Origin of the sequence: Thioalkalivibrio sp. ALE16, assembly GCF_000381305.1 — a bacterium.
Lineage (GTDB): Bacteria > Pseudomonadota > Gammaproteobacteria > Ectothiorhodospirales > Ectothiorhodospiraceae > Thioalkalivibrio.
This window is the reverse complement of sequence record NZ_KB906366.1, coordinates 38,647-53,157: the sequence shown is the minus strand read 5'-3', so window position 1 is coordinate 53,157 and position 14,511 is coordinate 38,647. Positions and strand designations below refer to the sequence as shown.

15 protein-coding genes and 1 pseudogene are annotated in these 14,511 nt (G+C 68.9%); 12 read left to right on the top strand and 4 right to left on the bottom strand.

Features of this window, described 5'->3' with window-relative positions; all coding sequences use genetic code 11:
• The first annotated feature begins 96 nt into the window (after nt 1-96).
• The 3 genes from F627_RS0111200 (at nt 97) to F627_RS0111190 (ending at nt 2,092) form a co-directional block, all read left to right on the top strand.
• Nucleotides 97-789 carry a VTT domain-containing protein gene (locus F627_RS0111200; RefSeq protein ID WP_018866106.1) on the top strand — a complete coding sequence of 231 codons (693 nt, stop codon included), beginning with the start codon at nt 97-99 and terminating at the stop codon, nt 787-789.
• 121 nt (nt 790-910) lie between these two features.
• The gene (locus F627_RS0111195; protein ID WP_018866105.1) at nt 911-1,654 is read left to right on the top strand and encodes a class I SAM-dependent methyltransferase; all 744 of its coding nucleotides are present in this window, start codon (nt 911-913) and stop codon (nt 1,652-1,654) included.
• 117 nt (nt 1,655-1,771) lie between these two features.
• Nucleotides 1,772-2,092, top strand: coding sequence for a hypothetical protein (locus F627_RS0111190; RefSeq protein ID WP_018866104.1), 321 nt, complete (start codon nt 1,772-1,774; stop codon nt 2,090-2,092).
• Nucleotides 2,093-2,110: 18 nt separating this feature from the next.
• On the opposite strand, the gene F627_RS0111185 is transcribed toward F627_RS0111190, so the two are convergent.
• Complete coding sequence (locus F627_RS0111185) at nt 2,111-3,547, bottom strand: diguanylate cyclase (protein ID WP_018866103.1); 1,437 nt, start codon at nt 3,545-3,547, stop codon at nt 2,111-2,113.
• A gap of 170 nt (nt 3,548-3,717) precedes the next feature.
• Here F627_RS0111185 and F627_RS0111180 point away from each other — a divergent pair, with 170 nt between their 5' ends.
• On the top strand, nt 3,718-4,731 hold the full coding sequence (locus F627_RS0111180; RefSeq protein WP_019584073.1) for an MDR family oxidoreductase: 1,014 nt from the start codon (nt 3,718-3,720) through the stop codon (nt 4,729-4,731).
• Between the two features lie 58 nt (nt 4,732-4,789).
• Nucleotides 4,790-5,140, top strand: coding sequence for a hypothetical protein (locus F627_RS0111175; protein WP_018866101.1), 351 nt, complete (start codon nt 4,790-4,792; stop codon nt 5,138-5,140).
• Between the two features lie 38 nt (nt 5,141-5,178).
• Here the strand turns inward: F627_RS0111175 and trxC are convergent, their stop codons facing one another.
• On the bottom strand, nt 5,179-5,613 hold the full coding sequence (gene trxC, locus F627_RS0111170; protein WP_026279188.1) for a thioredoxin TrxC: 435 nt from the start codon (nt 5,611-5,613) through the stop codon (nt 5,179-5,181).
• Nucleotides 5,614-5,648: 35 nt separating this feature from the next.
• Nucleotides 5,649-6,206 carry a hypothetical protein gene (locus F627_RS0111165; protein WP_018866099.1) on the bottom strand — a complete coding sequence of 186 codons (558 nt, stop codon included), beginning with the start codon at nt 6,204-6,206 and terminating at the stop codon, nt 5,649-5,651.
• A gap of 144 nt (nt 6,207-6,350) precedes the next feature.
• On the opposite strand from F627_RS0111165, the gene F627_RS0111160 reads away from it, so the two are divergent.
• Nucleotides 6,351-7,262, top strand: coding sequence for a patatin-like phospholipase family protein (locus F627_RS0111160; protein ID WP_019558563.1), 912 nt, complete (start codon nt 6,351-6,353; stop codon nt 7,260-7,262).
• Between the two features lie 50 nt (nt 7,263-7,312).
• Nucleotides 7,313-8,269: a pentapeptide repeat-containing protein gene (locus F627_RS0111155; RefSeq protein WP_019584072.1), complete on the top strand. Its 957-nt coding sequence runs from the start codon at nt 7,313-7,315 to the stop codon at nt 8,267-8,269.
• On the opposite strand, the gene F627_RS15740 is transcribed toward F627_RS0111155, so the two are convergent.
• Nucleotides 8,266-8,472: a hypothetical protein gene (locus tag F627_RS15740; protein ID WP_018866096.1), complete on the bottom strand. Its 207-nt coding sequence runs from the start codon at nt 8,470-8,472 to the stop codon at nt 8,266-8,268. The genes F627_RS0111155 and F627_RS15740 overlap by 4 nt on opposite strands.
• A gap of 134 nt (nt 8,473-8,606) precedes the next feature.
• On the opposite strand from F627_RS15740, the gene F627_RS0111145 reads away from it, so the two are divergent.
• From F627_RS0111145 to F627_RS0111125, 5 genes and pseudogenes are all read left to right on the top strand, one after another.
• Complete coding sequence (locus F627_RS0111145) at nt 8,607-10,163, top strand: EAL domain-containing protein (RefSeq protein ID WP_026332095.1); 1,557 nt, start codon at nt 8,607-8,609, stop codon at nt 10,161-10,163.
• A gap of 7 nt (nt 10,164-10,170) precedes the next feature.
• The gene (locus F627_RS0111140) at nt 10,171-10,887 is read left to right on the top strand and encodes a hypothetical protein (protein ID WP_019584070.1); all 717 of its coding nucleotides are present in this window, start codon (nt 10,171-10,173) and stop codon (nt 10,885-10,887) included.
• Nucleotides 10,888-10,926: 39 nt separating this feature from the next.
• A pseudogene (locus tag F627_RS0111135) lies at nt 10,927-11,232 on the top strand (diguanylate cyclase domain-containing protein); the annotation flags it as partial.
• Nucleotides 11,233-11,420: 188 nt separating this feature from the next.
• The gene (locus F627_RS0111130; RefSeq protein ID WP_018881116.1) at nt 11,421-11,804 is read left to right on the top strand and encodes a hypothetical protein; all 384 of its coding nucleotides are present in this window, start codon (nt 11,421-11,423) and stop codon (nt 11,802-11,804) included.
• 161 nt (nt 11,805-11,965) lie between these two features.
• A complete protein-coding gene (locus F627_RS0111125) occupies nt 11,966-14,443 on the top strand; it encodes an EAL domain-containing protein (protein WP_026332094.1) in 2,478 nt (825 codons plus the stop codon).
• The last annotated feature ends 68 nt before the right edge of the window (nt 14,444-14,511 follow it).

Below are 14,511 nucleotides of genomic sequence, written 5' to 3'. Positions count from 1 at the left end.
CCATCGCGGCAATGCGAGGGAAACACGGATCATCCACGCCACCCGTGCGCATCGTCTACCCTGAGACCATCGTCCCGCCGCAGCCACGGAGAACCCATGCCGCCAGTCCACCACCGGATCACACGCGCCACCCTGGGGCGTGGCGTGCTGGTCCTGCTGATCGCGCTGGGCATCGGCAGCGCGCTGTGGATGGGGGACCCGGCCCGCCTGCTGGCCTGGGGCGAGACCTTCGCGGGCGGCCCCTGGGCCACCGCCGGGCTGGTGCTCCTGATGGCGCTGATGCTCGTCTTCGCCCTGCCGGGCACGCTGGTCATATGGCTGATTGCCCCGTTCCATCCGCCGCTGGTCGCCGTCGGCCTGTTGCTGATCGGCAGCACGAGTGGTGCCTGGGGGGCCTACCGGGTCGCCGCCCGCCTGGCGCGCACCGAACGCGATGGCCGCGAGGACAACTGGCTGACGGATTTCCTGCGGCGCCACGGCCACGTCGCCACGCAGATGGCGCTGCGGGTGTTCCCCGGTTTCCCGCATTCAATGATCAACTACGCCGGCGGGGCCCTCGGCCTGCCACTGGGCGGCTTCCTGCTGGCGGCCGTGCTCGGCCTGGCCGTCAAGTGGGGCGTCTACGCCACCGCCATCCACGAGGCCACGGATGCCATCACCACCGGCGAGGTCCTGCAGGCCCGGACCCTCCTGCCGCTGGTCGTCCTGGCGATCTTCCTGTTGCTCGGCTCGGTGCTGCGCTACTGGATTCAGCGCCAGCACTCGCGCCGGCGGGCGGGCCGGCCATGACGGCGTACCCATGCGGTCGCCCCCCTCAAACCGAGAACGGTTTCCCGCTACACGCCCGCAAACCTGTCACCGTCCTCCAGGTTCGTTAGACTGTCGTCCCGCATTCCAGCACGCCCTCTACGTGACTCGAGAGCCCTCCCCACAACCCTGTTCGGACATCGGCGACGTCAATCAGCGTTTCTATGATGGCCTGTGGGCGGATACCCGCCTGGTAGCCCCCGAGCGCTTCAATACCTGGACCCTGGTCTCCAGTCTCGCGGCATCCCGTGAGCGCCGCCTCGAAGTGGGGCCCGGCATGCGCCCGCGACTGCCCATCGCGGACACCCACTTCGTCGACATCAGCCCGCCGGCCCTGGCCGCACTGGACCATCGGGGCGGTGTCACCCAGACCGCCCCGATCTCCGCCCTGCCCTATGCCGACGACCGCTTCGACCTGGTGTGCGCACTGGACATCATCGAACACGTGGAGGACGACGAGGCGGCCCTTGGCGAACTCTCGCGGGTGGCCGCGCCCGGGGCCCGGGTGCTGCTTTCGACCCCGCTGCACCCGGAGTACTGGACCCCGTTCGACGACATCGTCGGCCACTACCGGCGCTACGAGCCGGCGCATCTGATCCAGCTACTCGAACGCCACGGGCTGACGATCGAACAAAGCGCGATCTTCGGGATGAAGCCGAAATCCTCGCGCCTCACCGACCTCGGGATGTGGTTCCTGCAGCGACACCGGCCCGTCGCCATGAAGGTCTACAACCGTTTCCTGATGCCCCTGGGCCTGCGCCTGCAGAAGCCGCTCGCTCTGAGCCCCGGCATGGTGCCCACCGCGGGAGTGGAAGAGGTCTTCCTGGTCTGCCGCCGCGAACCCTGAGATCCGCCGGCCGCGCCCCGGGCCAGCCAAAAACCCGGCCTTTCCTCATGCCCGCTTGAAGGAACCACCCGCCCCGGCGTAATGTCTCCTGAAGCAAGACTCCCGAGAGACCATCCGATGCTCGATCTGCTGCGTTCACGTTCCACCTACCGCGATCAGCGCTTCCAGCTGTCCCTGCTGGTGCTGGCCACGGGCTTCGTGCTGACCGTGCAGAACCCCGAGGCACAGGAATCCGCCGCCGAGCTGTTCTCCAAGGTCGAGTTCCCGAATCTGGCCCAGGTCCAGGACATGCGGCCGCAATTGCCGCCGCCGTGGATGGAAGGCGACCAGTTCGTCAGCGAGGACAGCGAGTCCACACCCGTCGTACCCCTGCTGGAGCGCACCGACGCGCGCTCGCCCGACCCGCGCGAGCGCCCGACGCGCTCAACCGGCGAATAGCGACTCGGGCGCGGCCACTTACAGCCCCGCCGCGCAGACCCGGTTGCGCCCCTCGCGCTTGGCGCAGTAGAGCAGCCGGTCCGCCTCGCCCAGCAGAGCCTCCGGGGTCGTCGAACGCGCCCCGCTCACCGTACTGACGCCGAGACTGACCGTCACCGAAGCGGTCACGTTGTCCGGATGTTCCAGTTTCAGGGCCTCCACCTCGCGGCGCACCCGCTCGCCGACCGCGCGGGCACCCTCCAGCGTAGTGTCCGGCAGGATGCAGGCAAATTCCTCACCCCCGTAGCGCGCAACCAGATCCGTGGGCCGGTGGGCCGCTTCCCGCAGCACCCGGGCTACCCGGCGCAGGCAGTCGTCCCCGCGCTGATGCCCGAAGCGGTCGTTATACGGCTTGAAGTGGTCGATATCGATCATCAGCAGTGCCAGATTCACCTCGCGGCGAGAGCGGCATTCGCGCTCCAGCACGGCGTCGAATTCGCGTCGGTTCGCCAGCCCGGTCAGGCCATCCACCCGCGCCTGGCGCGCCAGCTCGGCCTCCGCCTGCTTGCGGGCGAACGTTCCGGCGATGATGTCGGCCACCACCTGCAGGGTGGCGATCTCTTCGGGGCTCCATTCGCAGCGCCGGTTCACCGAGTCGAAACCCAGCATGCCGAAGGCGTTCTGATCACTGATCAGCGGGATCAGCAACAGGGACTCGATCATCTGGCGGCGGAACTCGGCCTGCTCCACCGCGGCCTCCGGGGGGAGGTCGTCCACATCGGGCACGTGCACGGTATCGCGGCGCCGGATGTGACCGGTCACCCACCCATGGGACTCCATGGGAATGCCCTGCATCTGGTCGAGGAACGGCTGGACGCCGGGGGCACACCACTCATGCACCAGGTCCATGGTCGCCCCGTCCGGACGGAACCGGATCACATAGGCACGGCCCGTCTGGAAGAACTCGCCGAGGTCCCGAAGTACCTCCGTTACGGCCGCGTCCACTGCGTCCGCCGCGAGGTCGGCGAACCGGGCGGAGATCGCGGACACCAACGCCTGCAGCCGCTGCTGGCGCTGGGCCCTTGCCTCCAGGTGCTTGCGGCGGGTGATGTCCTCGGCGATCGCACTGGCCCCGATGAGCGTGCCGTCATCATCGAAAAACCGCTGGGCCGCCCACGACAGCGTGCGCGCCTCGCCGCTGCGCGTCCGGATCGTGGTCTCCAGACCCGCAATCTCGCGCCCGTCGCGAATGATGGCCTCCACCTCCTCCTGGATCGCCGCGCGATAGTCAGCGTCGGGGTAAAGCCATTCCCAGATCGCGGCATGCCCCACGACGTCCTCGCGCCGATAGCCGCTGATCCGCTCCGCCGCGCGATTCCAGAGCGTCACCCGCCCCTCGGTGTCCAGGGTGTTCACCCACACCGGGGCATGCTCGATGATCAGGGTGTGGAAACGCGTGTGGAGATCGTCCGCCATGGCCATCCTCGCACAGGGATACCTGTCGGCACGCACCGCGCAATCGTTCGACGGAGCCCGTCCACGATGCTCGCCCATACTCTGGAGGGTAGCAACATTCCCGCCGCGCGGGTCCCGCGCTCGCACCTTTGTTAGGCTCTCCGTCCCATCCGTACACCACGCCAGACCGCATGACCGATACCTTCAAGGCCCTGATCCTCGAACACACGCCCGATGGACCGCGGGCGACAATCCGCCCACTCCAGCTCGATGACCTGCCCGCCGGCGAGGTCCTGCTGCGGGTGCACTATTCCGGGCTGAACTACAAGGACGGCATGATCCTGCAGGGCCAGGGGAACCTGGTCCGGGACTACCCGCACGTGCCGGGCATCGACCTGGCCGGCACGGTCCTCGAGTCCGCGGACCCACGCTACCGCCCGGGCGACCCCGTTGTGCTGACCGGCTACCGAGTGGGCGAGACCCACTGGGGCGGCTACGCCGAACGCGCCCGCGTGCAGGCGGACTGGCTCGTCCCGCTGCCTGCGGGCTACAACGCTTGCCAGGCCATGGCCGCGGGCACCGCCGGCTTTACCGCCATGCTGGCGATCCAGGCCCTGGAGGACCACGGCCTGCAGCCGGACGCCGGCGAGGTCCTGGTCACGGGTGCCTCCGGCGGCGTGGGCAGTATCGCCGTACGTCTGCTGGCCCGCCTGGGCTACACGGTCACCGCCGTCACCGGCGGCGCGGAGAACGCCGACTACCTGCAACAGCTGGGTGCGTCGACGATCCTGCCCCGCGCCGACCTGGCCGATGCCCCGACCAAGCCCTTGCTGCGCGAACGCTGGGCCGGCTGCGTGGACACGGTGGGGGGCGACATGCTGGCCCATGTACTCGCCGGCATGGGCTATGGAACCTCGGTGGCGGCCTGCGGCCTGGCCGGGGGGCCACAGCTCAAGACCACGGTCCTGCCGTTCCTGTTGCGCGGCATCAACCTGCTGGGGATCGACTCGGTGCTGTGCCCCGCCGAACGACGGCGAGAGACCTGGGAACGCCTGGCCGCATTGCTCCCCGGCCACGATCTGGAGGCGATGGCCACCGAGATCGGGCTGGACGACCTGCCGCATTACGGCGAGCAGATCCTCGCGGGACAGATTCGGGGACGCACGGTAGTGCGCCTGGATCCGCAAGTCGCTGGCGACTCCTGATATCCCCGGGCCACCTCGAACCGGCTATGCTCGCGGACAGACCACCCCGGAGATCCCCATGACCGTACTCGCGTCCCGCCTGAAGTCCATCCGCGACCGCCTCGCCGAACTGGAAGCCATGGCCCGGGAGGACCGAGCGGAGGCCGCCCACCGCCTCACCGCCGAACTGACGCGGGAACTCAATCAGGCGCTGGAGGAGGCCTCCGGCTCCACGGACGGCGAGCCCGCGCCGACATCCGGCGAACCCCGTCCGCCGCGCGACCCGGTCGAGAAATGCCCGCGCTGCACCCTGCGCAGTTTCACCTTCCAGGACGGCACCATCCGCGAACGCCCGGACGAACCGGGACACTTCGAGGCCCAGTACCAGTGCATGAGCTGCGGCCACGAGGCCTGGCGCCGACTGGGCTAGCAAACACGGGCCGCTGGACGCCGGGCCCGGACCCACGTCTACACCTGCCCCCGCGTCCAGCGCACGATATCCGCCGCGCCCATGGCCCCCGCCTGGCGGGCCAGCTCGCGGCCGCCGCGGAACAGCGCCAGCGTCGGGATGCTGCGGATCCCGAACTGCTGCCCCAGATCGGGTGCTGCCTCGGTGTTCACCTTGGCCAGCCGCACGGTGGGCTCCAGCTCCCCCGCCGCCTGCCGAAACTGCGGCGCCATCATCTTGCAGGGACCACACCAGGGCGCCCAGAAATCGACCAGCAGCGGGATATCGTTGCGCTCGACGTGCCGCCGGAAATTCGTGCTCGTCAGTTCCGCCGGTTCGCCGACGAACAACGGCTGGTGACACTGGCCACACTTCGCCCCGGCGCCAAGGCGCGCGGCGGGGATTCGATTGACCGCATCGCAATGCGGACACACCACATGCAGGGACTCACTCACAGCAGCACCTCGCCATTACCACCCGACGGACCACTTCATTCTACTCCGCGCCGCGGCAGCAACCACCCGAACAGAAGATGGGTCAACCACCAGACCCCGGTACAAAAAGCCATCACCACGCCCAGCCACGTGACCGGATGCATCCACTCCTGGACCTGGCCGCCCGGCCCCAGGACCCAGTTCACGTTGTTCTCGGGGTCCGCCAGCGCAAAGGTCAGCAGCAGGATGGCCCAGCCCAGAACCGCCATGTAGCGCCAGGCGCGCGGGTCGTAACCCAGGCGCCAGACCAGCCAGATCAGCACGAACGGCAGCGGCAGGTGGTACAGCGACAGCAGGCGCACGAACAACGGAATCTCGGGGTTGAACATGTAGTGCACGATGCCCAGCGGCGCCCAGCCCCAGACCAGCATGCTGAGCAGGAAGTCCAGCACCCAGCCCAGCTCCAGCAGCACTACGGCCACCAGCATCATGCTGGCCAGGCGACGGCTCTCCAGCCAGGCCGCGAGCAGCCCGCCCAGCAGCGCGACGTTGGAAAACCACAGGAAATTGAACCACCCGTGCACGGCCGCGTAGATCGGCACCAGCACCAGCACAAAGGCGAGATAGGCCCACTTGAACCCACGGGGAATCCTGTCGGCCCGCACACTCGAATACCCTGATTCCAAAAGGCTTGCCCCCGGATGCATTCCGGCTCAGGGTAGCAGGATGCACCTCACGATTCGGAAGTACGCCACCCCATGAAGCCGCTGCTGGTCCTGCTCCTCGCCCTGTTGCTGTCCGCCGCGCCGGCGCCTCTGATGGCGGAGCGCGCCGATTCGTCATCGCCAACCATCGGGCTGGCGCTGGGCTCGGGCGGCGCCGGCGGCCTGGCGCATATCGCCATCCTCCAGGTGTTCGACGACCTCGAGATGCACCCCGACCGCATCACCGGCACCAGCATCGGGGCCGTGATCGGCGGGCTGTATGCCGCTGGGCTGGATGCTGAAGAGATCCTGGACCTGTTCGATGACTTCGCCGGGTCCGAACTCGACGCCCTCACCGGGCTGGCACGCTCCGACATCAAGCTGCTGGACCTGGTCCCGCTGCGGCTGGGCCGCAACGCCCTGTTCGACTCCAGCGAATTCCTGCGCTTTCTCGCCGATCACACCGAGGCCCGTGACTTCGACGACCTGCGCATCCCGTTCTCCGTGGTGGCCACCGACTTCCGCAGTGGGGACAGCGTGGTGATCGACGAGGGCGACCTCTTCGCCGCCATCGGCGCGAGCATGGCCGTTCCGGGACTGTTCGAACCGGTGCAACATGGCGATGACCGCTACCTGATCGACGGAGGCGCCTCCAACCCGCTGCCCTACGACCTGCTCCAGGGCCAGTACGACTATGTCATCGCCGTGGATGTCTCCGGCAACGGCGCGCAGAACGACACCGAGGACATCGGCATCACGGACCTGCTGTTCAAGAGCTTCAGCATCATGCAGGGTTCCATCATCCGCCACATGACCCGGCTGGATCCGCCCGATCTTTACCTCGTCCCGGACACCGGCGGCATCCGCCTGCTGCACTTCAACCGCATTGACGAGATCCTCGAAAAGGCACAGCCCGCCGCCGACGAACTGCGCGAGCAGCTCGAGTCCCGGGGGCATCCCCTATAATCGCGGCATCGGTCGCAACGGAGGTGACCCCGCGGGAATCCAGGAGCAGCGTGGCCCACGACCCCCCCAATCCCTCGCCCGATCCCAACGACCCGTTACCGGAACCCGGCGACGGGCGCCATGAACTGTGGTTTACCCGGCGCGGCGAGCATATCTGCGGCCCCTACCCCCAGCGCTCCATCGGCCGCTTCCTGATCCTGGGCCGCCTGTGCCCGGATGACGAGGTCAGTCGCGACGGCGAGACCTGGTGGCGGATCGACCAGCGCCCGCACCTGATCCCCGAAGAGCTGCAGAACGCCCACACCCCGGAGGGTCGCGAACGCCTGGAGCAGGCGCGCCTGCGCGAAGACGAACGCCGCCGCGAGCGGCGTCACGACGACCCGCCGCCCGAGATCCGCGACCGCCGCAAGGGCGACCGCCGCTGCCCGGAATCACCGGAGACCCTCTCTCACCGCCAGCAATGGGCCGAGATCCTGGAACAACCGCCACCGCCCTGGAGCGGCTGGATCCGCGGGCCGCGCCCCTGGATCGTGGGCGGCTCCGCGGTTGCGCTGGCCCTCGCGCTGCTCATCGGTTTCGGCATCACGCTCGAACGCGACCCGGGACCGGACTGCGCAGCGGCACCGGCGCCCGGCATCAACTGGAACTACTGTGACCGGGCCGGCGCCGACCTGCGTGGCGTCGACCTGACGGGCGCATCCCTGCACAACACCCGCCTGGCCGGCGCGCGCTTGCACGGTGCCCGCCTCACGGACGCCGATCTGCGCTTCGCCGATCTCACCCTGACCAGCCTGGAGGGTGCGGATCTCGCCGGCGCCAACCTGACCGGGGCGGACCTGATCCGGGCGCACCTGGTCGACGCCAACCTCGAGGACGCCAATCTCGCGCATGCCAACCTGACCGGGGCCGACCTCGCGGGCGCACGCCTGGACGGGGCCCGGCTCGGGCGCAGCATCTGGACCGATGGCCGCATCTGCGCCCGCGACTCCGTCGGGACCTGCGACTAGCCCCGATCTCCCTGCGCACCCACTTCGGACTCCAGGTCGATCCCCAGTTCCCGGGCGACTTCCGCCCAGTAGGGTTCCGCCTCGCAGGAACAGCAGTCACAGGACGCGGTCACGCCTTCGTGCATGCTGAGGCGGCTGCGCGGCGCGGCAACAGCGGCTTCGGCCCGTGTTCCGGGCTGGGTGGGTTCCGTCTTCGTGTTCATCGGGCACCCCCGAACCGACTGGTATCCCTTCGAGCATAGACGGCTCCGAATGCCGCGCCAAAGCGCCGCGCCCGCCCCGGAATTCGTCCGGGCGCATGCTAAGCTTCAACTGTCCCGCCTCTTCCACGGCCACCATGATCACACGACGCGACAAGGTCCTGCTCTCGGTCTCGGCCGCGGCCCTGCTCGGCATCCTGCTGCCGCTCGCCGCCCTGGCCTGGTTCCTCTGGCAGGAGTCCGTGGTGGCGGAGGAAAAACGCCTGGCCGAACTCGCCCAGCGCCTGGGCGAAGGGACCGAGGCGACCCTGGTCGATGCCCGCGACCTGCTGGACACCCTGAACCAGCTGGAGATGGAGCCCTGCTCGCCGGAACACCTGGAACACCTGCAGGATGTGGCGATGGCCCGGCCGCATGTACGGGCCATCGGCTACTGGCGCGCGGCGGAACGCCAGTGCGGGGCCGGATTCGTCCAGGGCGAGGCCCTGACCCCGCCCCGGGCCAGCCGCATCTATGACAGTGGCGTGATCGCCTGGTGGCCGAGCACGGCAACCGCCGTGGGCGGTGTCGAGCTGTTCCTGATGCGCTTCGGACAGCACGACGTGGCCATCGACCCGCGGCTGCTGATGCCCCCCGGCCTGCTGGACAGCCAGCAGGTTGGCCTGTGGGTCGAAGGCCTGCCCATGACACGCCATCCAGCCGACGCGGACCTGCCGTCGCCCGACGCCACGCCCGCCGGTCTCAGCGTCGACCATGCCGCGGGGCGCCTGGTCAGCCACTTCTCCCTGGATACGATCTTTCCCATCGACATCATCGCGGCGCAGCCACTGGCGGCCTTCTGGGAGCGCTACCTGCCAACCCTTGTCGTGGCCGGGATCTTCGGGCTGCTGCTGGTGGCATTGTGGCTGCTCCTGGTGGTGCACTACCTGCGGCGGCGCCTGAGCCTCGCCAGCGAGTTGCGCGAGGCCATCGCCCGCGACCGCCTGAGCGTGGAATACCAGCCCATCGTCGACCTCGCCGATGGCCGCTGCCGGGGGGCGGAGGCCCTCGCACGCTGGCACCGCGAGGGCGACGAGACCATTCGTCCGGATGTGTTCGTGCCCCTGGCCGAGGACACCGGACAGGCCACCGACCTGACCCTCGCGATCCTGCGCGCCATCCTCCACGACCTGGGGGATCACCTGCGGGCGCATACCGAACAGACCATCAACCTCAACATTACCGGCCACGACCTGGCCTCCGATCGCTTCGGGGACGCCCTGCGCAAGGCCCTGCGCGAGGCCGGCGTTGCCCCCGCCTCGATCAAGCTGGAACTGACCGAACGCTCGCTGCTGAACGAAGACGCCGTACGCGGCCGCCTGCGGGAACTGCGCGGGCGCGGGCACCGCATCGCCATCGACGACTTTGGCACAGGATATTCAAGCCTTTCCTATCTGGAACATTTCGAACTGGATACACTGAAGATCGACAAGACCTTCGCCGATGCCATCGCCCACGAGGCGGTAACCAGCAGCGTGATCGGCCACATCATCGAGATGGCCCGTTCCCTGAAGCTGCACATCGTCGCCGAAGGCATCGAATCGCCCCACCAGGCCGAATGGCTGCGCCAGCAGGGCGTGGACGGCGGACAGGGCTACCTGTACAGCCGCCCCCTGCCCGCCGCGGCCTTCCTGGACTGGTGCCGCAACCACTGAGGAGAGCATGCCCAATATCCCCACCCCGCGCCTGCCGGGACGCGCCCTGACACTGGCCCTATTGCTGGCGGCAACCGCCACCGGCTGCGGTCTGTTGCCGGTAGAACAGGAACGCCCGGCCGCGACCGAGGACCGCCCTGCCACGACCGCCGAGCCGGTCACCGACCCGGACGGGGCCGCGGACACCCCTGCGGCCGACGAGGCCACGCCCGAGGAACCCTCGGCCGCGGCGCTGAGCCTGGCCACCTCCGAGCACGCGGAAAGCGAACGCCGCGTGGCCCTGCGCGAGCAGGGCCACGAGACGCTGGAGCCGGCCCGCGTGGGCTACTACGTGGATGTCCTCGGCGCCCGGCTGCGCCAGGAGCTGGCCGGGCAGCCCGCCACCATCGAGCACCGGGACGCGGGCATCCACGTCACCCTGAACGAAGGCAACGGCCAGGCCCATGCGCTGGACACCATTGGTCACCTGCTCCACGAATTCCGCGCCAGCCTGATCACCCTCGTGGCCTATCGCGACGGCCCGGACCCCGACTCCGACGACGGCGCGGAGACCCCCGCCGCAGGCGATGCCCTGAACGCGGGCAAGCGCCTGCAGGATGCCGGCGTGGCACCCGAGCGGCTGGTACTGCGCAGTATGGGTACCGGCACAGTGAACACGAACCCGGGCAGCCCCGTCCGGACCCCGCGCCTCGAGCTGCTGATCCAGCCACTCACAACAAGCTGAAAGACGGCACAAGGACGCCTTTCGCCATGAGCGCGAACCCGCCCGAAACACCCGGTGGCACACGGGGACGGGGCGAAATTCGTGCTGATCCTGCCGGACACCGATCGGGAGAGTGCTCACACCCTCGCCGAACGCTGCCTCCAGCGCATACGCGACGAGGCGATCCCGCACGCCAGTTCGCGCGTTGCCCCGACGCTCACCGCCAGCGCCGGGGTGAGCAGCAGCATCCCGGACGCGACGGGCGGCACCGCGCGGCTGGTCGAGGCCGCGGACCGCGCGCTGTATCAGGCCCAGCGCAATGGCCGCAACCGGATCGCGATCACGGACTCCCCGAGGGCCGGCTGAACCATTGCCATCGCCAGCGATCCCAGAGAAAACCGATACGCGTGCGTGACGGGGACACGATCGGCCGCTAACGCCCGAATCCGTGATCCATACCCGATTCCGCCGGGCGCTACGCGCCGTCATCTGGAAAACGCCCCGGTTTCGGACCAGACTCCGGGGAATCCGGCACTCGGGAGGGCGAAACGGACATGACCAGCCTGCATGACCCCGCGCGCGAACCCGCGCTATACCGAACCCTCGGCATCACCCTGCCCCCGATCGCGGCCTACCGCTACGGTGCCGCCGCCCACAGCTGCGCCGCCCCCATCGCCATCGTCTGGGCCGCGGCCCTGGTCTCCATTGCCTATGCCCTGTGGACCGGCCTCGGGGGTGCTTCGGGGCACGCCGCCTTCCCGCTGGCCATCGGGGTCTTTCTGTGGGGGTTTGCCACCGTGTGGACCTTTCTGGTGGTACGCAATGTACAGGCCGACCCCTCGCTCGCCGATCCCGGCCTGCACGCACGACGGGTGCGTCAACAGGAGGATGACCACGACCCGCTGGATCAGCTGGAGTCCCGCGAGGACCCGCACTGACCTCTACGGGCGCTCCCGCATCCGGCGACAGGCGGTCGCGTAGCGCGAGCCAAATCTCCCTCTGAAGTACCGTTTGCGCGGTCGCGGACCTCCTGCCAGACTCCGGAAGACGCGATCGGTGGGAAGGGGCCACCGAAACCGCGACCGACAGGGGGAAGTGCATGAGCGATTCGTCAGGGGTGGAGATCCAGTACCAGGAACTGGTGGAACATCACCCCTTCATCATCATCTGCTATCACCCCGACACGACCATCCTCTATGCCAACCAGGCCGCCCACGAATTCTTCGCGGCCCCGCCCGGCGGGCTGGTGGGCCACCGCTGGATCCACGACCTGCCCGACGAGCGCCAGGCGGAAAACCGGGCCGACCTGCTGCGCTACACCCCCGATGCCCCGGTGCGCACCATCGAAAACCCCGTCCAGCGCGGCGATGGCGCGGACCGCTGGGTTCGCTGGACCAGCCGCGCGTTCTTCGACGGGGCCGGCCGGATCACCCACTTCCAGACCCTGGGCATCGACGTCACCGAGCGCCGGCAGACCGAGTCCCTGCGCGACAACCTCCTGGGGAGCCTGGCCGAAGGCGTGTTCGGCATCGATGCCGACGGTCACTACACCTTCCTCAACCCCGCCGCCCGCGAACTGCTGGGGTTTGCGACGGAGGAAGAAGCTCTGGGCCGCAACTCGCACGAGCTGTCCCATCACAGCCGCCCCGATGGCCAGCCCTTCCCGGCCACGGAATGCCCCGTGTACCGGGTCCTGCGTACCGGGGAACCGCTGCAGGCCTGCGAGGAATACTTCTGGAGCCGCGCCGGGCACGGGTTTCCTGTACTGATCAACGTGGCCCCCCTGTTCAATTCCCGCAACCGGGTCACCGGCGCGGTGGTCTCCTTCCAGGACATCACCGAGCGCCAGGCCGCGCGCGAGGCCCTGGAGCAGCGTGAATGGGAACTCCAGGAGGCCCAGCAGATTGCTCATCTGGGCAACTGGATCTCGGATTTCGAGGCCGGCAGGATCCGCTGGTCCAGCGAAGTCTTCCGGATCTTCGGCCTCGAAGCGGACCAGTGGGGCGCGACCCACGAGGCCTTCATGCGGGCCGTGCATCCGGACGATCGCGAGCGCGTGCAGCATGCCGTCGACGCGGCCCTGACCCCGGAGGGCCCGGACTACGACATCGAACACCGGATCGTCCGCCCCGATGGCAGCGTCCGCATCGTGCACCAGCGCGGTAGCGTGGACTTCGACTCCCGAGGCCGGCCCCAGCGCATGGCCGGTGTGGTGCACGACATTACCGAGCGCCGCGAGGCGGAGCGGCGGCTGCATTTCATCACCTATCACGACGCCCTCACCGGCCTGCCCAACCGGACCCGGTTTGCCGAGCGCGCCGAGCAGGCCGTGGTGGATGCCGAACGCCTGGGACGCCCGCTGGTACTCGCCCATATCGGGCTCGACCGCTTCAAGAGCGTCAACGAAGGCATGGGCCAGGCCACCGGTGACGAGGTCCTGCAACATGTGGCGCGGCGGCTGGAGAACCGCCTGCCCGTGGGCGGCGTCCTGGCCCGACTGGGCGGGGACGAGTTCGGCGCCCTGCTGCCGGTGGAAGCACCCGGCGCGGTCGCCGGATCGGTCACCCGCCTGCTGGAACCCCTGCGCCGGGTCATCAAGGCCGGGGAACACGAACTCTACGTCCCGGGCTCGATCGGGGTCGCCGTGTATCCGCACGATACCCGCGACATCGCCGACCTGATGCGGCGCGCCGAATCGGCGATGCATCAGGCCAAGCGTACCGAGGGCAATGCCATCGAATTCTGCTCCGGCGACCTCAACAGCGACGTGCGCAAGCGCGTCTCGCTGGAGGGTCAGCTGCGGCGCGCGGTCGACCACCACGAGGGGTTCTTCCTGCATTACCAGCCACGGGTGGCCGCGCAGGACGGGCGCGTCGTCGGCGTCGAGGCCCTGCTGCGCTGGATGGACCCCGGCGGTACGGTGCATTCGCCCGGCGGCTTCATCCCGATCCTCGAGGAGACCGGGCTGATCGTCGAGCTGGGCCAGTGGATCCTGACCGAGGCCTGCCGCCAGTGCCGGGCCTGGCATCAGGCCGGACTCCCCGCCGTGCGGATGTCCGTGAACCTGGCCGCCCCCCAGTTCCGGGATCGGCAAATGGCCCACTGCATTGACCGTGTGCTGGAAGAGACGGGGCTGGACGCCAATGCCCTGGAACTGGAGGTCACCGAAAGCATGCTGATGGCCGACATCGAGCAGGTAATCCGTACCCTGGGCCAGTTCCGCGAGCGGGGCGTGCGGGTGGCCCTGGATGATTTCGGTACCGGGTATTCCTCGCTGGCCTACCTGCGCCGCTTCCCGCTGGACGTGCTGAAGATCGACCGCTGCTTCATCGCGGATCTGGCGCCCGGGACCAGTGATGCCGCCATCGTCCGCACCATACTGGGCCTGGCCGACAACCTCGGTCTCGAATCCGTCGCCGAGGGCGTGGAGACCGCGGCACAGAAGGACTTCCTGGAGGCGGAGGGCTGCCAGACCCTGCAGGGCTTCCTGTTTGCCCGCCCGCAGGCAGCGGCGGACTGCGAACGCCTGCTCGCGCGACCCGCGGCAACCGGCGCGCAGTCGGGCCACAGCGCCTGATCACTGCGTGCCAACAACCCCGGCACCGCAGGGAGACATGCAAGGGCGTCCGCCCAGCGGCTACGATG

Excerpts from the sequence above, each read along its gene's own strand:
- F627_RS0111175 (WP_018866101.1), top strand. The coding sequence starts at position 4,790 with ATGACCGTACTCGCGTCCCGCCTGAAGTCCATCCGCGACCGCCTCGCC.
- F627_RS0111125 (WP_026332094.1), top strand. The coding sequence starts at position 11,966 with ATGAGCGATTCGTCAGGGGTGGAGATCCAGTACCAGGAACTGGTGGAA.
- F627_RS0111185 (WP_018866103.1), bottom strand. The coding sequence starts at position 3,547 with ATGGCGGACGATCTCCACACGCGTTTCCACACCCTGATCATCGAGCAT.
- F627_RS0111140 (WP_019584070.1), top strand. The coding sequence starts at position 10,171 with ATGCCCAATATCCCCACCCCGCGCCTGCCGGGACGCGCCCTGACACTG.
- F627_RS0111200 (WP_018866106.1), top strand. The coding sequence starts at position 97 with ATGCCGCCAGTCCACCACCGGATCACACGCGCCACCCTGGGGCGTGGC.
- F627_RS15740 (WP_018866096.1), bottom strand. The coding sequence starts at position 8,472 with ATGAACACGAAGACGGAACCCACCCAGCCCGGAACACGGGCCGAAGCC.
- F627_RS0111180 (WP_019584073.1), top strand. The coding sequence starts at position 3,718 with ATGACCGATACCTTCAAGGCCCTGATCCTCGAACACACGCCCGATGGA.
- F627_RS0111190 (WP_018866104.1), top strand. The coding sequence starts at position 1,772 with ATGCTCGATCTGCTGCGTTCACGTTCCACCTACCGCGATCAGCGCTTC.
- F627_RS0111160 (WP_019558563.1), top strand. The coding sequence starts at position 6,351 with ATGAAGCCGCTGCTGGTCCTGCTCCTCGCCCTGTTGCTGTCCGCCGCG.
- F627_RS0111145 (WP_026332095.1), top strand. The coding sequence starts at position 8,607 with ATGATCACACGACGCGACAAGGTCCTGCTCTCGGTCTCGGCCGCGGCC.
- F627_RS0111130 (WP_018881116.1), top strand. The coding sequence starts at position 11,421 with ATGACCAGCCTGCATGACCCCGCGCGCGAACCCGCGCTATACCGAACC.